At 68.0% G+C, this 23,065-nt stretch carries 19 protein-coding genes; 8 read left to right on the top strand and 11 right to left on the bottom strand.

The annotated features are described in order from the left end of the window. Nucleotides 1-55: 55 nt before the first annotated feature. Genes AC1RVW_RS11945 through AC1RVW_RS11960 form a run of 4 tightly spaced genes read left to right on the top strand, consistent with a single transcriptional unit; the run spans nucleotide 56 to nucleotide 4,800 of the window. The gene (locus AC1RVW_RS11945; protein ID WP_409194947.1) at nucleotides 56-1,090 is read left to right on the top strand and encodes an ABC transporter permease; all 1,035 of its coding nucleotides are present in this window, start codon (nucleotides 56-58) and stop codon (nucleotides 1,088-1,090) included. Continuing rightward, complete coding sequence (gene yjfF, locus AC1RVW_RS11950; RefSeq protein WP_493200081.1) at nucleotides 1,087-2,124, top strand: galactofuranose ABC transporter, permease protein YjfF; 1,038 nt, start codon at nucleotides 1,087-1,089, stop codon at nucleotides 2,122-2,124. Before AC1RVW_RS11945 ends, yjfF begins: the two co-directional genes overlap by 4 nt. An 8-nt stretch (nucleotides 2,125-2,132) precedes the next feature. Further along, the gene (locus AC1RVW_RS11955) at nucleotides 2,133-3,869 is read left to right on the top strand and encodes an IlvD/Edd family dehydratase (protein WP_493200083.1); all 1,737 of its coding nucleotides are present in this window, start codon (nucleotides 2,133-2,135) and stop codon (nucleotides 3,867-3,869) included. Between the two features lie 13 nt (nucleotides 3,870-3,882). After that, nucleotides 3,883-4,800: a dihydrodipicolinate synthase family protein gene (locus tag AC1RVW_RS11960; RefSeq protein ID WP_081268549.1), complete on the top strand. Its 918-nt coding sequence runs from the start codon at nucleotides 3,883-3,885 to the stop codon at nucleotides 4,798-4,800. Between the two features lie 45 nt (nucleotides 4,801-4,845). Here the strand turns inward: AC1RVW_RS11960 and AC1RVW_RS11965 are convergent, their stop codons facing one another. From AC1RVW_RS11965 to AC1RVW_RS11985, 5 genes are all read right to left on the bottom strand, one after another. Then, nucleotides 4,846-5,124 (bottom strand): hypothetical protein, encoded by a 279-nt coding sequence (locus AC1RVW_RS11965; RefSeq protein ID WP_081268548.1) that lies wholly within the window; start codon nucleotides 5,122-5,124, stop codon nucleotides 4,846-4,848. Nucleotides 5,125-5,287: 163 nt separating this feature from the next. Next, a complete protein-coding gene (locus AC1RVW_RS11970; protein ID WP_493200086.1) occupies nucleotides 5,288-5,725 on the bottom strand; it encodes a hypothetical protein in 438 nt (145 codons plus the stop codon). 66 nt (nucleotides 5,726-5,791) lie between these two features. Continuing rightward, a complete protein-coding gene (locus AC1RVW_RS11975) occupies nucleotides 5,792-6,196 on the bottom strand; it encodes a hypothetical protein (protein ID WP_493200087.1) in 405 nt (134 codons plus the stop codon). 158 nt (nucleotides 6,197-6,354) lie between these two features. Further along, nucleotides 6,355-8,922 carry a cyanophycin synthetase gene (gene cphA, locus AC1RVW_RS11980; RefSeq protein WP_493200088.1) on the bottom strand — a complete coding sequence of 856 codons (2,568 nt, stop codon included), beginning with the start codon at nucleotides 8,920-8,922 and terminating at the stop codon, nucleotides 6,355-6,357. 37 nt (nucleotides 8,923-8,959) lie between these two features. Then, entirely contained in the window at nucleotides 8,960-11,197 is a 2,238-nt protein-coding gene (locus tag AC1RVW_RS11985; RefSeq protein ID WP_437437566.1) for a cyanophycin synthetase, read from the bottom strand. Between the two features lie 139 nt (nucleotides 11,198-11,336). On the opposite strand from AC1RVW_RS11985, the gene AC1RVW_RS11990 reads away from it, so the two are divergent. Further along, nucleotides 11,337-13,628, top strand: coding sequence for a cyanophycin metabolism-associated ABC transporter (locus AC1RVW_RS11990; protein WP_285413301.1), 2,292 nt, complete (start codon nucleotides 11,337-11,339; stop codon nucleotides 13,626-13,628). Continuing rightward, complete coding sequence (locus tag AC1RVW_RS11995) at nucleotides 13,625-14,104, top strand: cyanophycin metabolism-associated DUF1854 family protein (protein ID WP_493200092.1); 480 nt, start codon at nucleotides 13,625-13,627, stop codon at nucleotides 14,102-14,104. Before AC1RVW_RS11990 ends, AC1RVW_RS11995 begins: the two co-directional genes overlap by 4 nt. An 80-nt stretch (nucleotides 14,105-14,184) precedes the next feature. On the opposite strand, the gene AC1RVW_RS12000 is transcribed toward AC1RVW_RS11995, so the two are convergent. The 4 genes from AC1RVW_RS12000 to AC1RVW_RS12015 form a co-directional block, all read right to left on the bottom strand. Continuing rightward, nucleotides 14,185-14,895, bottom strand: coding sequence for a hypothetical protein (locus AC1RVW_RS12000; protein WP_493200094.1), 711 nt, complete (start codon nucleotides 14,893-14,895; stop codon nucleotides 14,185-14,187). Further along, the gene (locus AC1RVW_RS12005; RefSeq protein WP_493200096.1) at nucleotides 14,892-16,424 is read right to left on the bottom strand and encodes an alkaline phosphatase; all 1,533 of its coding nucleotides are present in this window, start codon (nucleotides 16,422-16,424) and stop codon (nucleotides 14,892-14,894) included. Before AC1RVW_RS12005 ends, AC1RVW_RS12000 begins: the two co-directional genes overlap by 4 nt. A 32-nt stretch (nucleotides 16,425-16,456) precedes the next feature. Continuing rightward, nucleotides 16,457-17,923 (bottom strand): alkaline phosphatase, encoded by a 1,467-nt coding sequence (locus tag AC1RVW_RS12010; protein WP_081268540.1) that lies wholly within the window; start codon nucleotides 17,921-17,923, stop codon nucleotides 16,457-16,459. 191 nt (nucleotides 17,924-18,114) lie between these two features. Continuing rightward, complete coding sequence (locus tag AC1RVW_RS12015; protein WP_081268539.1) at nucleotides 18,115-18,525, bottom strand: DUF2177 family protein; 411 nt, start codon at nucleotides 18,523-18,525, stop codon at nucleotides 18,115-18,117. A 79-nt stretch (nucleotides 18,526-18,604) separates the two neighbouring features. Here AC1RVW_RS12015 and queC point away from each other — a divergent pair, with 79 nt between their 5' ends. Then, complete coding sequence (queC, locus tag AC1RVW_RS12020) at nucleotides 18,605-19,309, top strand: 7-cyano-7-deazaguanine synthase QueC (protein ID WP_081268538.1); 705 nt, start codon at nucleotides 18,605-18,607, stop codon at nucleotides 19,307-19,309. Here queC and AC1RVW_RS12025 read toward each other — a convergent pair. Further along, complete coding sequence (locus tag AC1RVW_RS12025; RefSeq protein WP_493200099.1) at nucleotides 19,291-21,090, bottom strand: ABC transporter ATP-binding protein/permease; 1,800 nt, start codon at nucleotides 21,088-21,090, stop codon at nucleotides 19,291-19,293. The genes queC and AC1RVW_RS12025 overlap by 19 nt on opposite strands. A 95-nt stretch (nucleotides 21,091-21,185) precedes the next feature. Beyond that, entirely contained in the window at nucleotides 21,186-21,746 is a 561-nt protein-coding gene (locus tag AC1RVW_RS12030; protein ID WP_493200101.1) for a phosphonate degradation HD-domain oxygenase, read from the bottom strand. A gap of 267 nt (nucleotides 21,747-22,013) precedes the next feature. Between AC1RVW_RS12030 and AC1RVW_RS12035 the strand changes: the two genes are divergently transcribed. After that, nucleotides 22,014-23,048 (top strand): putative 2-aminoethylphosphonate ABC transporter substrate-binding protein, encoded by a 1,035-nt coding sequence (locus tag AC1RVW_RS12035; RefSeq protein ID WP_081268535.1) that lies wholly within the window; start codon nucleotides 22,014-22,016, stop codon nucleotides 23,046-23,048. Nucleotides 23,049-23,065 lie beyond the last annotated feature (17 nt).

Here is a 23,065-nt window from a genome sequence, read left to right on the forward strand (position 1 = left end):
CCGCATGCCCCCATCCCAGCCTTCCCCCGGAAGGGGAAGGAGCAAGGCAGAACACATGAACCGCCTTTCATCTCTCATGAGCCATCGCCTGGCCTGGCCCATCGTCACCCTCGTGCTCCTGCTCGCGGTGAACACGGCCTTCAACGCCAGCTTCCTGCACCTCGAATGGCGCGACGGGCACCTGTACGGCAGCCTGATCGACATCCTGAACCGCGCAGCACCGCTGGTGCTGGTGTCGCTCGGCATGACGCTGGTCATCGCCACGCGCGGCATCGACATCTCGGTGGGCGCGGTGGTGGCCATCGCCGCGGCGCTCGCGGCCTGGATGATCGGCGGCTCGGTGGCCAGCGACGTGAGCCGCTTTCCCATGTCGCTCGCCATCGTCGCGGCCATCGGCATCGCGCTGTTGTGCGGGCTGTGGAACGGCCTGCTGGTCGCCAAGGTCGGCATGCAGCCGATCATCGCGACGCTGATCCTCATGGTGGCGGGGCGCGGCATTGCGCAGCTCATTGCCGACGGACAGATCATCACGATCTACTACAAGCCCTTCTTCTTCCTGGGCAGCGGCTACCTGCTGGGGCTGCCGTTCTCCCTGTTCATCGCGGCGGCGGTGTTCGTGCTGCTGTACCTGGCCATCACGCGCACCGCGCTCGGGCTGTTCATCCAGGCGGTGGGCATCAACCCGACGGCGGCGCGGGTGGCGGGCGTGCAGGCGCGGCGCCTGATCGTCGGGGCCTACGCGTTCTGCGGTGCCTGCGCCGGCGTGGCGGGCCTGCTGATCAGCTCGAACGTGAAGAGCGCGGACGGCAACAACGCGGGTCAGCTGATCGAGCTCGATGCGATCCTGGCGGTGACGCTGGGCGGCACGGCGCTCACCGGCGGGCGCTTCAGCCTCGTGGGCAGCGTGATCGGCGCGCTGATCATCCAGACGCTGACTTATGCGATCTATTCGCTGGGCGTGCCGCCGGAGATCAACCTGGTGGTGAAGGCGGGCGTGGTGTTCGCGGTGATGCTGCTGCAGTCGCCGGAGTTCAGGGCGCAAGTGCGGGCGCTGGTGCAGCGGCCCGCGCATGAAGGAGCGCGGTCATGAGCGCGGTGATCGACGTGACACCCTCGCCGCAACCTTCTCCCGCTTCTCCCGCGCGCGGGAAAGGAAGCAGGAAGGGGCTCAACCCCAAGTACCTGCCGCTGGCAGCGACCATCTCGCTGTTCGTGCTGGTGGCCACGCTGGGCTCGGTCTTCTACGACGGGTTCTTTTCGGCGCAGGTGTTCCTCAACCTGCTGATCGACAACGCATTCCTCATCGTCGTGGCGGTGGGCATGACCTTCGTGATCCTCTCGGGCGGCATCGACCTGTCGGTGGGCTCGGTGATCGCGCTGACCACCATGGTGTCGGCCTCGCTGGTAGAAAAACACGGCTGGAGCCCCGGTGTGGTGATTCCGCTGGTGCTGATGATGGGCACGGCCTTCGGCGCCTTCATGGGGCTGCTGATCGAACGCTACCGGCTGCAGCCCTTCATCGTCACGCTGGCGGGCATGTTCCTGGCGCGCGGGCTGTGCTACCTCATCAGCATCGACTCGATCAGCATCACCAACGCTTTCTATTCGGAGGTCTCGCAGATCCGCATTCCGGTCTGGGGCGAGGCCTCGGTGTCCATCAGCGCGGTGATCGCGGTGGCTGTGCTGCTGGCGGCGATCTTCATCGCGCATTGCACGCCCTTCGGCCGCGCGGTGTACGCCATCGGCGGCAGCGAGCATTCGGCCATGCTGATGGGCCTGCCGGTGCGCCGCACGCTCATCGGCGTGTACACGCTCTCGGGTTTCTGCTCGGCGCTGGCGGGCGTGATCTTCACGTTCTACATGCTCTCGGGCTACGGTCTGCATGCGGTGGGGCTGGAGCTCGACGCCATCGCGGCGGTGGTGATCGGCGGCACGCTGCTCACGGGCGGCGTGGGCTACGTGGCGGGCACGCTGTTCGGCGTACTGATGCTCGGGATCATCCAGACGCTGATTTCCTTCGACGGCACGCTGAGCTCGTGGTGGACCCGCATCGTGGTCGGCGCGCTGCTGTTCGTCTTCTGTTTGCTGCAACGCTTCTTTACCTCGCGCTCTCCACGGCGCTGATTCAACCCATGACAAAGAAACTTCGTTCGACCGAATGGTTCGGCCCGGCCGACAAGAACGGCTTCATGTACCGAAGCTGGATGAAGAACCAGGGCATTCCCGACCACGAGTTCGACGGCCGGCCGATCATCGGCATCTGCAACACCTGGTCGGAGCTCACGCCGTGCAACGCGCACTTCCGCAAGATCGCCGAGCACGTGAAGCGCGGCATCTCCGAGGCGGGTGGTTTTCCGGTGGAATTCCCGGTGTTCTCGAACGGCGAATCGAACCTGCGGCCCACCGCCATGCTCACGCGCAACCTTGCGAGCATGGACGTGGAAGAGGCCATCCGCGGCAACCCGGTCGATGCGGTGGTGCTGCTCACGGGCTGCGACAAGACCACGCCCGCGCTGCTGATGGGCGCGGCGAGCTGCGACATACCGGCCATCGTGGTCACGGGCGGGCCGATGCTCAACGGCAAGCTCGACGGCAAGAACATCGGCTCGGGCACGGCCGTATGGCAGCTGCACGAATCGCTGAAGGCGGGCGAGATCAACCTGCACCAGTTCCTCTCGGCCGAGGGCGGCATGTCGCGTTCGGCTGGCACCTGCAACACCATGGGCACGGCCTCGACCATGGCGTGCATGGCCGAGGCGCTGGGCACCTCGCTGCCGCACAACGCGGCCATTCCGGCGGTGGATGCGCGGCGCTACGTGCTCGCGCAGATGTCGGGCATGCGCGTGGTCGAGATGGCGAAGGAGGGGCTCACGCTGTCGAAGATCCTCACGCGCGAGGCCTTCGAGAACGCCATCCGCGTGAATGCGGCCATCGGCGGGTCGACCAATGCGGTGATCCACCTGAAGGCGATCGCGGGGCGCATCGGCGTCGAACTGGAGCTGGAAGACTGGACGCGCATCGGCAGCCACACGCCGACCATCGTCGACCTGATGCCTTCGGGGCGCTTCCTGATGGAGGAGTTCTATTACGCCGGCGGGCTCCCCGCCGTGCTGCGCAGGCTCGGCGAAGCCGGCCTGCTGCCGCATCCGGATGCGCTCACCGTCAACGGCCAGTCGATCTGGGACAACGTGCGCGAGGCGCCGAGCCTCGACGACGAGGTGATCCGCCCGCTCGACAAGCCGCTCATCGCCGATGGCGGCATCCGCATACTGCGCGGCAATCTGTCGCCGCGCGGCGCGGTGCTGAAGCCATCGGCCGCCACGCCCGAGCTGCTGAAGCATCGCGGCAAGGCGGTGGTGTTCGAGAACCTGGAGCACTACAAGGCGCGCATCGTCGACGAAGACCTGGACATCGACGCGAGCTCGGTGATGGTGCTGAAGAACTGCGGCCCCAAGGGCTATCCCGGCATGGCCGAGGTGGGCAACATGGGCCTGCCGCCCAAGCTTCTGCGCCAGGGCGTGAAGGACATGGTGCGCATCTCGGATGCGCGCATGAGCGGCACGGCGTACGGCACGGTGGTGCTGCACGTGGCGCCCGAGGCGGCCGATGGCGGCCCGCTCGCGGCGGTGCGCGACGGCGACTGGATCGAGCTCGACTGCGACGCGGGGCGGCTGCACCTGGACATCAGCGACGAGGAGCTGGCGGCGCGCCTGGCTTCGTTGTCGGCTTCGGACGCGCAGCCGATGAGCACGCGCGGCGGCGGCTACCAGAAGCTCTACGTCAACCACGTGCTGCAGGCCGACGAGGGCTGCGACTTCGATTTCCTGGTCGGCTGCCGCGGCGCCGCCGTTCCCCGCCATTCACACTGACTCACACACCAGCATGACCCCCAGATACCGCGGCATTTTCCCGGTGGTGCCCACCACCTTCACCGAGCAGGGCGCGCTCGACATCGAGAGCCAGAAGCGCTGTGTCGACTTCATGATCGACGCCGGCTCGGACGGCCTTTGCATCCTCGCGAATTTCTCGGAGCAGTTCGTGCTGTCCGACGAGGAGCGCGAGGTGCTCACGCGCGCGATCCTCGAACATGTGAAGGGCCGCGTGCCTGTGATCGTGACCACCACGCACTACAGCACCAAGGTGTGCGCCGAGCGCAGCCGCCGCGCGCAGGACATGGGCGCGGCAATGCTGATGGTGATGCCGCCGTACCACGGCGCGACTTTCCGCGTGCCCGAGCCGCAGATCTTCGAGTTCTATGCGCGGCTGTCGGACGCGGTGGGCATTCCGATCATGATCCAGGACGCGCCGGCCAGCGGCACCGTGCTGTCGGCGCCGTTCCTGGCGCGCATGGCGAAGGAGATCGAGCAGGTCGCGTACTTCAAGATCGAGACGGCCGGCGCGGCGTCGAAGCTGCGCGAGCTGATCCGCCTTGGCGGCGATGCCATCGAAGGGCCGTGGGACGGCGAAGAAGCCATCACGCTGATGCCCGACCTCGACGCGGGAGCGACCGGTTCGATGACCGGTGGCGGCTATCCGGACGGCATCAGGCCGATCATCGAGGCGCACCGCTCAGGCGACCGCGACAAGGCTTTCGCGCTCTACCAGCAGTGGCTGCCGCTGATCAACTACGAGAACCGGCAAGCCGGCCTGCTGGCCTGCAAGTCGCTGATGAAGGAGGGCGGCGTGATCGCATGCGAAGCGCCGCGTCATCCGCTGCCGCCGATGCACCCCGACACGCGCACCGGACTGATCGAGACCGCGAGGCGGCTCGATCCGATGGTGCTGCGCTGGGGGAAATGAGGAGGCGGGGAGAAGGAGAAAACGCGAACGGGCCTCGGGGGCCGTTCAGGCTTCGGGCGTGGGCGTAGCGCTGGCTTTTTCGAGTTCGCTGACCTGCAGGGACAGGTCGAACAGCTTGGACTTGCTGGCGTAATAGCGGTCGAGCCGCCATTCCTTCAGGATGTCCATGGCAAGCTGGAAGCTCTTGTAGTCGAGGTTGTAGAGCGTGATCAGTTCGAAGCTGCGTTCGGACTCGAGCGCCAACACGAGCTGGGCCAGAATCTTGGCCGATTCGTTGGCCGGGTCCGTTTCTATGAATCGGCGAGCGACCTTGATGGCATTCATGGGGAGTGGTTCCTCGGTAGGCAGGGACCGAGAACTATAGCTAGCACTCCTTTGCCTTTTATGACAGTCGTGTGACAACGGAGGGTATCCATTGGGGTTTCCCCTCGATTGCACACAAGGGCCGGTCCTGCCTCGTGCGGCGGGCCAGCCCCGGGGTCGCCGATCAGCGCATGGGACGCATCGGCATGGGCATCGGTTCCGGCGGCGGCGCCGGCACGACAGGCACCAGGGTGGTGGTCACCGATTCGCGGATCACGCCACCGCCCATCACGCTGCCGTCAACCATGGCGCGGGTGTCGCCCATGCTGCCGAGCACGCGGGCTTCGCAGGCCGAGCGTTCGGTAGGCGGTTGCAGGCCGCAGCGTGCCAGGGCATTGGCACGGTAGTCCGGGGCGCTGGTCAGGCCGCCGCGGGCGGCTGCCTGGCGCGCCGCGCCCGCTTCGCGGATGCAGGCCGCACGGTCCTGCTGGTTGTGGCCGCAGACGGCCAGTTCCCGCTGGTACGTGCTGGAGGATTCGCCTGCGGCCGAGGCGATGGTGGTGGCGGTCAGCCCGCCTGCGGCGAGCAGGGCCAGGATGATCGAACGCGTATTGCTTTTCATGGACGGCTCCTTGGAGTCAGCTAAAAGAAAACCGGGAAATGTTGGACCGGCGTGGATGTGCCGGGTTCAACGTGCGGGCTGTGCCGGCGGCGGCGTCACGGTCTCGCGGATCACGCCGCCGCCCATCACGCTGCCTTCGGTGGTAGTGCGCGCGCCGCCCTTGATGCGGGCTTCGCATTCGGCCTGGTCGGGGCCGGGCTGCTCGCTGCAGCGGGCGAGTGCGTTGACCTGCTCGCGCGGGGCGCTCGGCGTGGTCAGGCCGTCGCGCTTGGCCTCCTGGCGTGCGGCGCCGGCTTCGCGCAGGCACGCGGCGCGGTCTTGCTGAACGCCGTCGCAGGTGGCGCGTTCCTTCTGCATCCGTGCATCGGAGCCCGGTGCCTGTGCGCTGGCCGTCTGGGCGCCGAAAACGATGAAGCCGCTGGCGGCGAAGAGTGCCGTGGCGGATAGAAGTGAACGAACTGTTTTTGTCATGCGGGCTCCTTGGTTGGGCCACGCCATCCGCGAAAGGAGGTGCGTGACCGGAGCCACAGTGTGGTGTCGGCCTGGGGTGCGCGTCTGTGGGACAGGCCGCACCGCACGGCCGGGCCGGACGCGCCCATCGGTGTGGGACGTGTCCGGCAAGGCGGGCGTCAGCCCGCTGCGATGCGCTGCGCGAGGTGAGCGAGCGCTTCCTCGACCTGGTCGACGAGGATCAGCGAAAGATCGCCGGGCTGCAGGCGGGCCAGCGCGGTGTCGATGGCGACGAACTCTCCGCGGATCTCGTCGATGTAGCGCGTGCGCGCGGCGCCCTGCAGGCCCTGGCGCAGCAGCGCCATGACTTCGCCGTCGGCACGGCCGCGCTGCGCCGCGTCCTGGTAGAGGATCACGTCGTCGAAGGCCTGGCCGAGGATGGCGGTCTGGTCGCGGATGTCGGAATCGCGCCGGTCGCCCGCGCCGCTGATGACCACCGAGCGTTTCTTCGCGGGCATGGTGTCCACGGCCGACACCAGCGCGCGCATGGCGTCGGTGTTGTGGCCGTAGTCGGCGATCACGGTGGCGCCGCGATAGTCCATGACGTTGAAACGCCCGGGCACGCCGGCGGCGTCGTTCATGAAGCTCGCGAGGCCGCTGCGGATGGTGTCCCAGTCCAGGCCCACGGCCCACGCGGCGGCCACCGAGGCCATCACGTTGTCGACCTGGAAGCCGATGGTGCCGCCGCGGGTGATGGGCACGTCGCGCAGCGCGATGCGTTCGCGCCACGAGCCTTCGGCGGCCACCAGCGTGTCCTGGTCGACGTACACGGTGCGCTTGCCTTGCGCGCGGTGCGTGGCCATGACCGGGTGCATGCGGTCGGCGGTGAAGAAGATCACGTGGCCCGGGCAGCCCGCGGCCATGGCCGCGACGTTCGGGTCGGCGGCGTTGAGCACGGCGTAGCCGTCGGCGGCCACGTTGCGCACGATCACGCGCTTGAGCACCGCGAGGTCTTCCACCGTGGTGATGTAGTTCAGGCCCAGGTGGTCGCCGCTGCCGATGTTGGTGACCACGGCCACCTGGCAGCGGTCGAAGCCCAGGCCCTCGCGCAGCACGCCGCCGCGGGCCACTTCGAACACCGCCGCGTCCACGTCGGGGTGCATGAGCACGTTGCGCGCGCTCTTGGGGCCGCTGCAGTCACCGCTGTCGGTCTGGCGTCCGTCGACGTACACGCCGTCGGTGTTGGTCATGCCGGTGCGCAGGCCGCTGGAAGCCAGCAGGTGGTTGATGAGGCGCGCGGTAGTGGTCTTGCCGTTGGTGCCGGTGACGGCGACCACGGGGATGCGGCCGTCGTCGCCGTGGGCGAAGAGCGTGTCCATCACCGCTTCGCCCACCGCGCGGCCGCGGCCGAACGAAGGCGAGATGTGCATGCGAAGGCCGGGCGCGGCGTTCACTTCGACCACGCCGCCGTGCTGCTCCTCGAGCGGGCGCAGCACGTTCTCGCAGACCATGTCGACGCCGCAGATGTGCAGGCCGACCATCTGCGCCGCGTCGACGGCGCGCGCCGCGACTTCGGGGTGCACGGTGTCGGTCACGTCGGTGGCGGTGCCGCCGGTGGAAAGGTTGGCGTTGTTGCGCAGCACCACGCGCTGGCCGCGCGCGGGCACGCTGTCGGGCGTGAGGCCCTGCGATTCGAGCCGGCCGATGGCGATGTCGTCCAGGCGGATCTTGGTGAGCGAGGTGGCATGGCCCTCGCCGCGGCGCGGGTCGAGGTTCACGGTGTCGACCAGCTGGCGCACGGTGAGCACGCCGTCGCCGATGACCTGCGGCGGATCGCGGCGCGCGGCCGCCACCAGGCGATCGCCCACCACCAGCAGGCGGAAGTCGAAGCCGGGGAGAAACTTCTCGACCATCACCTCGCCGTAGGCGGCGGCCGAGTCGTAGGCCGAGAAAAGCTCTTCGCGCGTGTTGATGTTGACCGTGACGCCCTTGCCCTGGTTGCCGTCCTGCGGCTTCACCACCACGGGCAGGCCGATTTCGAGCGCGGCGGCCCAGCCGTCTTCGGCGTCGCGCACGGGGCGGCCCAGCGGCACCGGCACGCCGGCGGCATTGAGCAGCTGCTTGGTCAGTTCCTTGTCCTGCGCGATCGATTCAGCCACGCCGCTGGTGCTGTCGACCTCGGCGGCCTGGATGCGGCGCTGCTTGGAGCCCCAGCCGAACTGCACCAGGCTGCCGCTCGTGAGGCGGCGGTACGGAATGCCGCGCGCCACTGCGGCGTCGACGATGGAGCCGGTGCTCGGGCCCAGGCGCTCGGATTCGTCGAGGTCGCGCAGCTCGGTGATGGCGGCTTCGGCGTCGAAGGGGGTGTCGGCCTGGGCGGCGGCGATAAGCTGCTCGGCCAGTTCGGCGGCGCGGCGGCCCACGGCCTCCTCGGTGTACTGGAACACGACCTGGTAGACGCCATCTTCCACCGTGGGGGAGGTGTGGCCGAAGTTGACGGCGCAGCCGGCCTGGGCCTGCAGCGCGACGGCGGCGTTCTCGAGCACGTGGGCCAGCGCCAGCGGCTGGCCCAGCACCATCGGGTGCAGCTCGCCGATGGTGGGGAAGCGGGCGCGCAGGCGGTCCTCGAAGCCGGCGAGCCGGCTGACGGCGTTCTCGTCGCCGTGGCAGGCCACGACGGCCTCGATGGCGGTGTGGCGGCTCCAGAGGTTGGGCCCGCGGAGGGCCCGGATGCGGGTGACTTTCATGGTCGGCGTGGGACTGCTTGCGGGCTGGCGCGGGGGCTCAGGCCAGCTGGGGTTGAAGGGGCTGGGTCTGCGACAGCTGGAGCGAGGCCAGCGCGGCCTGCAGGTCGGCCTCGAAGGCCTCCACGCCGGCGCCGATCAGGTTCAGCGGAATGCCCATGGCCCAAGCCGCGGCCACGGCGGCCAGCAGGCTCTCGAGGCTCACGCCGGCATGGGTGGCGCGCCACACGGTCAGCCGGCCGAGGCCGGGCAGGAACGACTCGCTGCTGCCGTTGGCCAGCACCACGCGGTCCTGCCGCACCAGCACGGCCTTGCCGCCGGCGGCCTGGTGCGCGGTGAGCGCGGCGGCCTGCGGGTCGGCCGCATAGAGGATGACGGCACCGTCGCACAGCGGCGCGAGGCCGGCCACGCGGGCGTCGTCGGCATTCAGCACGGCGGTACCTTCGGACAGCACCACGTCGACCTGGGTGCGCAGCACCTTGACCATCTGGTCGCTCTCGGTGATGTCGTAGTCGGCCAGGGCTTCGCAGCCGTCGAGGTCGGTGACGATGCCGACTTCGCAGCGGTCGTAGGAGAGGCCGTCGCGCAGGATGGTCTCGGCGCCGTTCTCGATCACCACGGCCTGCACGGCGCGGTTCACGAGCAGGCGGTGGCCGGCGTCCCAGTTGGCGCTGTCGCGCGCGTCGACGCGGCGGCGCTCCAGGAACAGGCCGTCGCGGCAGGCCAGGCCGGTGTGGCGCCCGCCCAGGCCGACCAGCCACGCCACCAGGCGCGCCAGCACGGCGGTGTCGCGCGAGCCGGCCACGCCGACCACGGGAATGCGGCCGGGCGCGTCGTTGGGGAACAGGTGGTCGCAGATGGCGCGGCCCACCGGGCGCGGCGAACCGACGGCCGGCTTCAGGTGCATCAGCAGGCCGGGGCCGGCGTTGACTTCGACGATGGCGCCGCGCTGCGGGCCCAGCGGCTTGGAGATGTCCAGCGCCACGAGGTCGATGCCGGCAATGTCGAGGCCCACCACGCGCGCGGCCAGCACGGCGGCATGCGCGACTTCGGGGTGGACCTGGTCGGTGCAGTCGTTGGCCATGTTGCCGTTGCGCTGGATCGTGACCACGCGGCCGGCGGCCGGCACGGCGTCGGCGTCCAGCTCCTGGCGCTTGAGTTCGAGCTGCAGCTTGGCGTCGGTGTCGATGACGATCACGTCGAGCGGGAACTCCTCCTCGGCGCCGCGGCGCGGGTCGCTGTTGAGCTGTTTCTCGATCAGTTCGCGCACCGTGGCCTGGCCGTCGCCGGTCACGGTGATGATCTCGCCGCGCGCGGCAGCCACCACTTCGCCGCCCACCACCAGCAGGCGGTGTTCGTGGCCGCGGATGAAGCGCTCGACCATCACGTCGCTGCCCTCGGGCTCGGCGACCGCGAAGGCGGCAATGACTTCCTCGCGGGTGGTCAGCTCGAGCGAGACGCCCCGGCCGTGGTTGGCATCGGATGGCTTCACGACCACGGGCAGGCCGATGTCCTCGGCGGCTTCCCAGGCTTCTTCGGCATTGGCGACCACCTGGCCCTCGGGCACGGGCACGCCGCAGCTCGCGAGCAGGGACTTGGTCAGTTCCTTGTCGCTGGCGATCGATTCGCCGATGGCGCTGGTGTAGTCGGTTTCGGCGGTCCAGATGCGCTGCTGGTTGGCGCCGTAGCCCAGTTGCACCAGGTTGCCGCTGTTCAGCCGCATGTGGGGAATGCCGCGGTCGGTGGCGGCGGCCACGATGGCGGCGGTGCTCGGGCCGAGGTAGCAGTCCTCGACCTTGGCCTTGACCGCGTCGACGGCCTTCTGCACGTCGGCGGCGGTGAACGGGTCGTTGTTGATGGCGGCCATCAGCAGGCGGTGGCCCTCGGCGAGCGCCACGCGGGCGACCTGCTCGTCGCGCGCCCGGAACACCATGCGGTATACGCCGTGTTCGGAAGTACTGCGGGTTTGCCCGAAGCCGGTGGGCATGCCGGCCAGGTTCAGCAGCTCGATGACCACGTGTTCGAGCACGTGGCCCGACCAGGTGCCTTCGGTCAGGCGCTGGATGAAGCCGCCGCGCTCGCCGACGCCGCAGTGGTGCTCGATGAGCGCCGGCAGCAGCCCGGTCAGGCGGTCGGTGAAGCCGTCTATCTTGTTGGAGGGGTAGTCTTCCAGTTGACCCAGATCGAGCCAGACTTCGAGCACCGGACGGTAGGTCCAGAGATTGGGACCGCGCAGATAATTGATGCGCAGCAATTGGATGTCGTCGAAACGGGTCATGCAAACGTTCGATGTGCTTTGGCCGAGCACCGCGGCGCCTTCAAGCGCGCCCATGGCGATCGGTCAGAATCGGCGCCCGACCAAGGGCGCCATGACGCGGTCCATGCGGCCCGCGACGGGCAAGAGTCAAAGAAACACAATGCAACATCACGATCCAGTCGGCACCCGGGAGGGCGAAACAGAGGCGGCTTCAGACGCGCTGAAAAACCGGCTCGCAGTCGCGGAAAACGTTCTGGTAATACTGTCGGTTGACCTCGACGACCAACTTCGCTTCGCTTGCGGCCTAGTCGCCCTGACTGACCGGCGCCTGATCGCGCTCGATCCGGGCGGCGAATGGCGTGAGTGGCCACTGACGGACGCCTCCCTGGCGCTGCGGCTTTCCGACCATTCCGGCGTCGGAACCCTTGATTTGACGGGCTCCGAGGGCCGGTTGGCCCGCTGGCGCTACACCCTGGCCCACCAGGTGGCGGCGCTGCGCCTGCTCAAGCTTTTCGGCCAGCGCGCGTCCGATGTCGCCAAGGCGACACCCGAGCCGGCCGAGGCCGCCGACGGCGACGATGCCGCCGTTGCCGACACCGAACTCCAGACCCCGCCCTCGACCTGGGTGCTGCTGCGCCTGGGCCGTTTCGCCAAGCCGTACCGCAAGCAGCTGATCCTGGGGTTTGTCCTGACCCTGATTTCCACCGCCGCCACCCTGGTGCCGCCGTACCTGACCATCCCGCTGATGGACGACATCCTGATTCCGTTCCAGAACGGGCAGAAGATCGACACCATGCGCGTCGGCCTGTACCTGGGCGGGCTACTGGTCGCGGCGCTGGTCGGCTGGGGGCTGGGCTGGGCGCGCACCTACCTGCTGGCGCTGGTGTCCGAGCGCATCGGCGCCGACCTGCGCACCACCACCTACGAGCACCTGCTGACCCTGCCGCTCGACTATTTCGGCGGCAAGCGCACCGGCGACCTGATGGCGCGCATCGGCTCGGAAACCGACCGCATCAACGTTTTCCTGTCGTTGCACGCGCTGGATTTCGCCAACGACGTGCTGATGATCGTGATGACCGCCGTCATCCTGATCTCCATCAATCCGCTGCTGGCGGTGGTCACGCTGGTGCCGCTGCCCTTCATCGCCTGGATGATCCACGTCGTGCGCGACCGCCTGCGCACCGGCTTTGAGAAGATCGACCGCGTCTGGTCGGAGGTGACCAACGTGCTGGCCGACACCATTCCCGGCATCCGCGTGGTCAAGGCCTTCGCCCAGGAGCGCCGCGAGGCCGAGCGCTTCCGCGTCGCCAACGCCTACAACCTGCAGGTCAACGACAAGCTCAACCGCACCTGGTCTCTGTTCACGCCGACCGTGTCGCTGCTCACCGAAATCGGCCTGCTCGTGGTCTGGGCCTTCGGCATCTGGCAGGTGGCGCGCGGCAGCATCACGGTGGGCGTGCTCACCGCCTTCATCGCGTACATCGGCCGTTTCTATACGCGTCTCGACTCCATGAGCCGCATCGTCTCGGTCACGCAGAAGGCGGCGGCCGGCGCCAAGCGCATCTTCGACATCCTCGACCACGTGAGCAACGTGCCCGAGCCGGCCAACCCGGTGAAGGTCGAGCGCGTGCAGGGGCGCATCGAGATGAGCGGGCTGGGTTTCCGCTACGGCTCGCGCGCCGTCATCCACGACCTCGACCTGGTGATCGAGCCCGGCGAGATGATCGGCCTGGTGGGCCACAGCGGCTCGGGCAAGAGCACGCTGGTCAACCTGATCTGCCGCTTCTACGACGTGACCGACGGCGCCATCAAGGTCGACGGCACCGACATCCGCCGCTTCGCCGTGGCCGACTACCGGCGCCACGTGGGGCTGGTGCTGCAGGAGCCGTTCCTTTTCTTCGGCACCATCGCGCAGAACATCGCCTACGGCAAGCCCGACGCCACGCGGGAAGAGATCGTGGCCGCCGCGCGCGCCGCGCACGCGCACGACTTCATCCTGCGGCTGCAGCACGGCTACGACTCGCTGGTGGGCGAGCGCGGGCAGGGCCTGTCGGGCGGCGAGCGCCAGCGCATCAGCATCGCGCGGGCGCTGCTGATCGACCCGCGCATCCTGATCCTCGACGAGGCCACCTCGGCGGTGGACACCGAGACCGAGAAGGAAATCCAGAAGGCGCTCGACAACCTCGTGCAGGGCCGCACCACCATCGCCATCGCGCACCGCCTGTCGACGCTGCGCAAGGCCGACCGGCTCGTGGTCATGGACCGCGGCGAAGTGGTCGAGGTCGGGCCGCACGACGCCTTGATGGCGAAGCAGGGCGCCTACTGGCGGCTCTACCAAGCGCAGTTGCGCCAGGCCGACGACGATGCGAGCGAAGGAGCCGCGAACGAGCGCGCCAGCGCGCAGGCACCTTTGCCCATCGCCCACGCAGCCCATCCGGCGGGGGACGCATGAATACCCACAGCAGCAACGAATTCCAGCTGGAGCGCGACGCCTTCGGCCGCCTCGTATTGACCGACGCGCAAGGCGAACGCCACGCCGGCGTCGTGCCGGTGCGGGCCTTTCCGCTGAGCGCGCCGGGCCACGGCGTGTCGCTGGTGGGCAGCGAAGGGCGCGAGCTGGTCTGGATCGACAGCGTCGATCAACTGCCGGCGCAGGCCAAGGCGCTGCTGCAGGAAGAACTCGCGGTGCGCGACTTCGCGCCCACGCTGCTGCGCCTGCACGGCGTGTCGAGCTTCGGCGTGCCCAGCACCTGGACCATCAGCACCGACCGTGGCGACACCTCCTTCGTGCTGAAGGCCGAGGAAGACATCCGCCGGCTCGAAGGCGGTGCGCTGCTCATTGCGAGCGCGCACGGCGTGCAGTTCCGCATTCCCGATGTGAAGACGCTCGACCGGGCCTCGCGCAAGCTGCTGGAGCGCTTTCTCTGAGCACCAAAGAAAAAGCCCCGCAGCCTTTTCAGGGGCTCGGGGCCATGCGCGGCGCACCGCGAAAGCCGGGTTGAACCCGGTCAGTCCAGCAGGTCCGAGTAGTCGCCGCGCTCGTAGGCTTCGGTGGCCTTCCACGGCAGAGCCTTCGGCGCCGGGATGGCCGAGGCGGTCATCACGTTGACGGAAGTGCCGCGCGCGTTGCGCTGCTCGATCTTGCGGGCATACCTGCCGGCCGTGTCCCAGTCGATGCGAAGCGTGCCCTCGCCCTGCTTCAGTTCATAGCGTTGCACGCCCTTGCCGGCCGCGCCCAGGTCTTTCATGCGCGCCAGGCTCGCCGGATCGACCAGCCAGTAGGAGTTGGCCCACGAGCCGCTGTAGCCGACGTTGCCGTAGTTGGCCGCGTCGATGTCGATCAGCTTGCGCTGCTCGCGCAGCACCATGCCCACCTGCACCTTGCCCGCGGCGTCGCGGCGCACCCACAGCGGGGCGGCCGTGTTGTCCGCGTGGGCGTGGCCGATGTGCACCTTGCCCTCGCGGGCTTCGTGGTCGTGGTCCTCGCGCAGCGCGGGCGGCAGCTCGCGCTCGACCCACACCGAGCCGGCACGGCGGAACATCAGGTCGGCGTAGCGGCTCTCGCGTTGCACGCCGTCCTTGCCGATCGACATCATGTGGTGCTGGATGCGCAGGTTCTGGTCCGGCGCCTCGGCATCGCCCGCGGCGCTGGCTGCCAGCGGGAAGGCCACCAGGGCGGTGGCCGCCAGCAGCGTCTTGAGCGTCACGGATGCGATCACAGGCCGGCCGCTTCCTTGACCTTGTTGAACACCTTGATGTTCTCCATGGTGCCCTTGAAAATCTTCGAGCCGGCGCCGCCGGCAAACAGCATCACGTCGCCGCCGCCGTGGGTTTCAGCACCGGGCGAACCCAGGTTGATGCCGACTTCCTGCAGGAAGTTGTCGTCGGTGGTGTCCATGGCGGTCTGGTCGTCGCGCGAGGCGGCGCGCGCGGGCGCGATCCACTTCTTGTTGCCGTCTTCCGCGTTGACGTCACTGCCGGCGGTCGCGTTGGGGCGTCCGCCGTTGCCGAACACCAGCGTGGTGTACGGCTTGCCGTCCGCCGCCTTCGTGGGCTTGCCGTCGGCGTAGCCGTTGACCAGGCCGAGGATCGGGTTGCCGATCTTCGGATAGCCGTTGAAGGCGATCGCGTGGTCATGGTCGGCGGTGACCACCACCAGCGTGTTCTTCAGGCCCGGGTCCTTCTTGTTCATGAAGTCGAGCGCGGTCTGGATGGCCGCGTCGAAGGCCAGCGTGTCTTCCAGCGCGCGCTTGGCATTGGTGCCGTGCAGTGCGTGGTCGATGCGGCCGCCTTCCACCATCAGGAAGAAGCCCTTGTCGTTCTTGCTGAGCACGCCGAGGGCCTTCTCGGTCATGTCCGACAGGCTGGGCTGGTCCAGGCTCTGCTCCGCGCGGTCGAGCTCGTAGGCCATCTCGCTCTGCGAGAACAGGCCCAGCAGCTTGCCGGTTGCGGCCGTGTCGACGGCCTTGAGCTTGGTGCCGGTGTCGACGTAGGTGTAGCCCTTGGCCTTCATTGCGGCCACCAGGTCGACGCCGTCGGTTCGCTTGCTGCTGGGGTTGGTCGCCACCGGCAGGTAGTTGCGCTGGCCGCCACCCATCAGCACGTCCACGCCGTCGAGCAGCTTGGGGTTGTAGTTGGCATGGCCCGGCACGCTCTGCTCGGCAATGGTGTTGTAGCCGTTGCGATTGCAGATGTGGGCATAGGTGGTGGCCGGCGTGGCATGGCCCACGCGCGTGGTCGAAACGGCGCCCACCGAACGGCCCTTGGCCTTGGCCAGCTCGAGCAGCGTGTCGGCGGCCTTGCCGTTGGTCGGCGGGCAGGTGGTGTTCTCGCCGTTGATGTATTGCTTGCCGGTGCTGTCCACGGCAACGGTGTCGCTCGACATCGAGATCACCTCGTTGCGCATCTTCACGCCGGTCATGTAGGCGGCCATCGAGGGCGCGCTGTCGGTGGTCTGGCCGTCGAGCGAATAGGTCTTCACGCGGGCCGCGTACGGCAGCGACTGCATGACGAGGTTCGCGCGCTCCGGGCTCACCAGCGAGCCGGGCTTGGCCGCCAGTTGCTTTTCGCCCTTGTAGATGCGCGCGGCGGTCACGGTGACCGGGCCCATGCCGTCGCCGAGGAAGAAGATGACGTTCTTGGCTTCGCCGGCGGCGTGTGCGCTGCCGGCCAGGGTGCCGGCAGCGGCGCAGAAGAGGGCGGCGGCCAGGCGGGTCTTGCGGGTGATGCGGTTCATGGTCGTGTTCATGTTGGTGTTCGTCGATGAGCGCTTGCGGCCCCTCACAGGCCGACCGCCTTCTTGATCAGGCCGAACACGTCGGTGTTGGTGATGACGCCGGAGAAGTTGTCGGCGCCCAGGCCTTGCGCGCCGAGGAACACGTCGGCACCGCCGTGAGTTTCGGAGTCGCTGGCCGCGTCCGTGGGAACCACGGCTTCCTGCCGGTAGTCCTTGCTTTCCAGCGCGGTGCTGTCGATGGGGCCGCGCGTGGCCAGGCGGACAGGGCCGTTGCCGAAACCGATGATGGTGTACGGGTTGCCGTCCACGTCCTTGCTGGTCTTGCTGTTGTCGACGTAGTCCTTCACCAGGCCCAGCACGCCGGGCTTGCCCGGCTCGGTCTTGCCGGTGCGCGCGGCATAGCCGTTGAGCTGCAGCGTGTGGTCATGGTCGGCCGTGACCACCACCAGCGTGTTCTTCAGGCCCGGGTCGATGGCCTGCATCTTGTCGAGCGCGAGCTTGATGGCGTCGTCGAAGGCGCCGGTGTCCTGCAGCGCGCGGCGGGCGTTGGTGGCGTGCAGCGCGTGGTCGATGCGGCCGCCCTCCACCATCAGGAAGAAGCCCTTCTTGCGCGCGGCCAGTGCGTCGATGGCCTTGCCGGTCATTTCGGCCAGGCTCGGTTCCTTGGTGGCGTCGCGGTCCAGGTCGTAGGCCATGTGGCTCTTGGTGAAGAGGCCGGCGATCTTGGTGGTGCCGTCGACTGGCAGCTTGTCGAACTCGGTCTTGCTGCCGGCGTAGCTGTACTTGGCGGTCTTCAGTTCGGCGATCAGGTCGCGCTTGTCGTTGCGCTTGCCGCCCGCTTCCTTGGAGAGGAAGTAGTCCGTGCCGCCGCCGAAGAACACGTCGACGCCGTCGCCCAGCTTGCCGTTGTAGCCCGCGCCGCCCGGCACCAGCGCCGCGGCGATGGTGTTCTCGGCGTCGCGGTGGCACACGTGCGAGTATGTGGCGGCGGGCGTGGCGTGCGTGATGCGGGTGGTGGTCACCACGCCGGTCGCATAGCCCTTGGCCTTGCTCTGCTCCAGCAGGGTCTCGACGGCCTGGCCGTTGCCCGAGGGGCAGGTGCTGTCGAAGTTGACGTGATAGGCCTTGCCCGAGGCGTCGGTGGCCTTGGTCTCGGGGCTCATGGAGATGACTTCGTTGTTCATCTTGACGCCGGTCATGTAGGCCGACATCGACGGCGCGCTGTCGGTCACCTGGGCGTCGTTCGAATAGGTGTGGACGAAGGCCGTCTCGGGCAGCGTGTCCATCGTCAGGTCGCCGTCTTCGCCGACCTTGTAGATGCGCGCGGCGGTCATGGTGGTGATGCCCATGCCGTCGCCCAGGAAGAACAGCACGTTCTTCTGGGGCTGTGCGGCGGGCTGCTGCGGTTGCTGCGGCAGCGGCAGCAGCTGGGGGCCTTGGTTGCTGCCGCCGCAGGCGGACAGCAATAGCGAAGCGCCCAGCAGCGCTGGGGCAATGAAGCGTTGGGTCATGCGACTCCTCCGGAGGATTGTTTGAGTAGTGCGCGTGGCGCACAGATGTTCCGGAGGTGAAATCTAAAGACGTCGCGTGACTCGGCCATGACGACGCATGTCCGCTGAAAAAGTTCAGCGAATTTCAAGAAAGAAACACGCCGGAAGACTCCGGCGTGTCATGCCCGCTTGCTAGCGGGGAGGGCGCTTGCTCAGCGCGCCGCCATCCAGCGCCAGGCCACCGCGCCCGCCGCCGCCGCCACGCCGCTCACCACTGTGCCCCAGGCGATGTCGATGAACGACAGGGCCAGCGGCCAGTTGCGGATCACCGCGAGGTTGGTCAGGTCGTAGGTGGCGTAGCAGAACATGCCGAACAGTGCGCCCAGCACGGCCGCGCGAACCACGCTCTGCGCCTCGACGCCCGGCATGATCGCGAACAGCAGCAGGCCTATCGGGTAGACCAGGTAGAAAACAGCGGCAAAGGCCAGGCGCGGGTTCGGCGACATCAGGTCGCCCATGGCCTCCTGGTACATGCCCTTGGCGACCACGCCCAGCCAGATCATGTCGATCACCAACAGCACCACGAAGGTGACTGCCCATGCAACCAAGTGTTTAGTGCTCATTCGCGGCATCGTATCCGCGCAGCCTGGGCGGCCTGCGAAAATTGCGCCTTTGGACTACAACGGCCCGCCGTTGACGGATATGCCCCTGCACACCACCGCCCTCGTTCTTTTCTCCGGCGGCCAGGACTCGACCACCTGCCTCGCCGACGCGCTCTCGAAGTACCAGCGCGTCGAAACCCTGGGCTTCGACTACGGGCAGCGCCACCGCGTCGAGCTCGACGTGCGCGGCACCATCCTCGCGAAGATGCGCGAGCGCTTTCCCGAGTGGGCGCCCCGCCTGGGCGAAGACCACGTGCTCACGCTGGCGGCGCTGGCGCAGCTCGGCGGCTCCTCGCTGACCGAGGAGGTCGCCTTCGCGATGCAGGCCGACGGCCTGCCCAACACCTTCGTGCCGGGGCGCAACCTGCTGTTCCTCACGCTGGCCGGCGCGCTGGCGTACCGGCGCGGGCTGCAGGTGATCGTCACCGGCGTGTGCGAGACCGACTTCTCCGGCTACCCCGACTGCCGCGACGACACCATGAAGGCCATGCAGCTCGCCCTGTCGCTCGGGCTGGAGCGCCGCCTCGTCATCGAGACGCCGCTCATGTGGATCGACAAGGCCGAGACCTGGCAGATGGCCCACCGCCTGGGCGGCGAGCCGCTGGTCGACCTGATCGTCGAGGAAACCCACACCTGCTACCTCGGCGACCGCACGCACCGCCAGGCCTGGGGCTACGGCTGCGGCGAGTGCCCCGCCTGCGACCTGCGCAAGAAGGGCTGGGAGCGCTACGCCGCCGCCGGCTGAACGGCCGCGGTGTCCAGCCGGTAGCGCGGCCCGCCGCCGGCCGCGCCCTCCGCCTGCGGCACCATGGTCCAGCGCTGGTTGTGGAAGTCGCCCACGGCCGCGCGGTGCGCGATGGACACCATCGCGCCGCCGGCCGCCTGCACCGTGGCCGCGAGGCGCTTGTAGAGCACGCCCTCGGCCTGCGCGTCCAGCGCGCTGGTGATCTCGTCGGCGAACAGCCACGCCGGCTTCTTCAGCAGCACGCGCGCAATGGCCAGGCGCTGCTGCTCGCCGCCGGAGAGTTTCTGGCTCCAGGCGTCGCTCTCGTCGAGGCGGTTCACCAGGTCGGGCAGCAGGGCGTCGGCCAGTGCCTGGCGCAACTGGTCATCGTTGAAGTTCGTGGCCGGGTTGGGGTAGGTCAGCGCGTCGCGCAGCTTGCCGTCGGGCACATAGGGCCGCTGCGGCATGAAGGCGACGTTGTCGGGCACCTGCAGCCGGCCTTTCGAGAACGGCCAGATCCCCGCGAACGAGCGGAACAGCGTCGACTTGCCGCTGCCCGACGGGCCCTGCAGCAGCACGCTGTCGCCGGGCTTGACCGCCAGGGCGGCGCCGGCGAGCAGCGGCGTGCCGTCGGGCAGCGCGACGCCCAGGTCATCGCTGTGCAGCACCGCGGCGGGCGCGCGCTGCAGGCCGTCGTCCTGCGCGGCATGGGCGGCCATGCTGTCGTCGAAGCTGGTGAGACGGTCGGTGGTGGCGCGCCACACGGCCACGCTGTCGTAGTTGTCGACGAACCAGCTGAGCGACTCCTGCACCTTGCCGAAGGCAGAGCCGATCTGCATCAGGTGGCCCAGCTGGAACGCGCCGCCAAAGTACTGCTGCCCCGCCACCAGGAAAGGAAAGATCACGGCCGCCTGCCCGAAGAACGAGGTGAAGGTGACCAGGTTCTTCTGCTGCTTGATCAGCAGCAGGTAGTTGCGCAGCACGTTGCTGAAGCGCAGGTCGAGCTGGTCGCGTTCGACCTTCTCGCCGTGGTCCAGCGCGATGGCCTCGCTGTATTCGCGCACCCGCACCAGGTGGTGCCGGAAGTCGGCCTCGAAGCGCTGCTGCCTGAAATTGAGGCCGATCAGCGGACGACCGATGAAATGCGTGATGACGGTGCCCAGCACGGAATATCCCAGCGCCACCCAGACCATCGCGCCGACGATCTGGTGGGTGGTGCCGTTGAACGTGAACGAGAAATTGCCCGACAGCCCCCACAGCAGCCCGATGAAGCTCATGAGCGTGACCACGGCGTTCAGCAGGCCCATGGAGAGAGACATCGTGGCGCTGGTGAAGATCTGCATGTCTTCCTGGATGCGCTGGTCCGGGTTGTCCGGCGTCTGCCCGTCCTTGCCGGCGTAGCGCGCCAGTTCCAGGTGATAGAAGGTGCGGTCGGCCATCCAGCGCGACAGGTAGCTGCGCGTCATCCAGGTGCGCCAGCGCAGCTGCAGCAGCTGGGTCACGTAGAACTTGAGCACCTGCACCGCGATGTTGGCGAAGGCGATCCAGCCGAACACGCCCACCTCGTGCCAGAAGACCGCCGCGTTCTTGTTCTGCAGCGCGTCGTAGAAGCGGCCGTACCACTCGTTGCCGAGCACGGCCACGTACACGTAGAACAGGTTCAGCGCGACGATGGTCAGCAGCATCGCGCGGGCGCGCCACTTTTCCTCGGAGCTGAAGTAGGGCGCCGCGAGCTTGAATACCCGGCGCAGGACCTGGACCAGCGTGCCCGTGCGCGCGGTGATGGAGGGGGATGAAGACATGCGGTTTTCCTCTCGGCGCTCGTGCGCCGCTCGCCATGAGGAAAACATATGTTTCTTAGATGGGGCTGAATCGCTCCCGCCGCCCCGAGAACCGCTCAGTTCAGCATCACCCGCGCCGCGACGGCCAGGAAATGCGCCAGCGGGGGCGTCTTCAGTCCTTCCGTCTTCGCCTCTTCGTCCCACAGGCGCAGCCGCACGGCGTCGTCGGCCCAGTGGTGCTCGGCAAAGCGCCGGGCCGCCCCGTCGTCCATCACGCCGCCCTGCAGCGCGAGGCTGCGCACCGAGTCGGGCGAGAGTTTCGAGAAATAGCCGGGCCGCGTGGCGCACAGGTAGCGCTTGGCGTCCACGTGCAGCCGTATGGGCTCGCGCACCTCGACGTCGAAGGCGCCGCGCAGCAGGGGCAGGGCGATGTACTGGTGGCGGTCGTCGATGCCGAGCTCTGTAGGAGAGTGCGATAGCGTCTGGTGCTCGGCGATCAGCAGGTGGCCCAGGTCGTGCAGCAATGCGGCCGTCACCAATGAGTCGCTGGCGCCGGCCTGTTCCGCGAGCCAGGCGCATTGCAGCGCGTGTTCGAGCTGCGTGACGGGCTCGCCCGCATAGGCAACCCCGCCCCGTTCGGCGAACAGGCGGGCGATCTCGGCGAGGTCGAGTGTCATGGAAGTGGAACGCAGCGGGCGGAGGGAAAGCGCGGGTGACAGCGCGCGAAGTCTGGCGCGCAGCGGTGACATGCGGATGACGACGCCCGTTGCCCCTGGCGCCATTTTGGGGATTTGTGTTTTTTTGAGGCATCTGACAAATCCCTGTCACATGCCGCTGCCAGCATCGCCGCATTCGTCGCTGGACAGGATTTGCGTACTTTCGGTCTCCTGCCCGCAGCGTCTTCCGAATTGCCTCACTTCTTTTTCCACTTGGGAATCTCCACCATGCTGCACCGTCAACTCCGCCGCGCCCTCGTGCCGGCCGTCCTGTTCTCGCTGGCATTTGCCGCATCGGCCCAGGGCCGCACCGAACTGCTGGTCTATACCGCGCTCGAGGCCGACCAGGTGCAGGCCTACAAGGCCGCCTTCGAAAAGGAGAACCCGAGCATCGAGCTGAAGTTCGTGCGCGACTCCACCGGCATCGTCACCGCCAAGCTGCTGGCCGAAAAGGCCAACCCGCAGGCCGACGTGGTGTGGGGCCTGGCCGCCACCTCGCTGATGCTGCTCGACAAGGAAGGCATGCTCCAGCCCTACGCGCCCAAGGGCCTGGACGCCATCAAGCCCAACATGCGCGATGCGGCCAACCCGCCCAAGTGGGTCGGCATGGACGTGTGGTCGTCGGCCATCTGCTTCAACACCGCAGAAGCCGCGAAGAAGAACCTGCCCAAGCCCACCAGCTGGGCCGACCTGACCAACCCGGTCTACAAGGGCCAGATCACCATGCCCAACCCCGCCGCGTCGGGCACCGGCTACCTGATGGTCTCGGGCTGGATCCAGATGATGGGCGAAGAAAAGGCGTGGAAGTACATGGACGCGCTGCACCAGAACATCGGCATCTACAGCCAGTCGGGCAGCAAGCCCTGCCGCCAGGCCGGCGCCGGCGAGTTCGCGCTGGGCATGTCCTTCGAATACCGCGCCAACAAGACCAAGCGCGAAGGCGCGCCCATCGACATCGTGCTGCCGAAGGAAGGCCTCGGCTGGGACATGGAAGCCACCGGCATCATCAAGACCAGCAAGAAGCAGGAAGCCGCCAAGGCGCTGGCCGACTGGGCCGTCACCAGGCAGGCCAACGAGCTGTATGCCAAGAACTTCGCGGTGCTGGCGCTGCCGGGCGTGCAGGAAAAGCTCGAGTTCGTGCCGGGCGACGTCGAGAAGCTGCTGGCCAAGAACGACTTCGCCTGGGCTGCCGCCAACCGCGACCGCATCCTGACGGAGTGGTCCAAGCGCTACGAGTCCAAGTCGGAAAAGAAGCCCCTCTGATCCAACCCCCAGGCGGT

It is taken from the genome of Variovorax sp. MPBD4-3 (assembly GCF_058809745.1).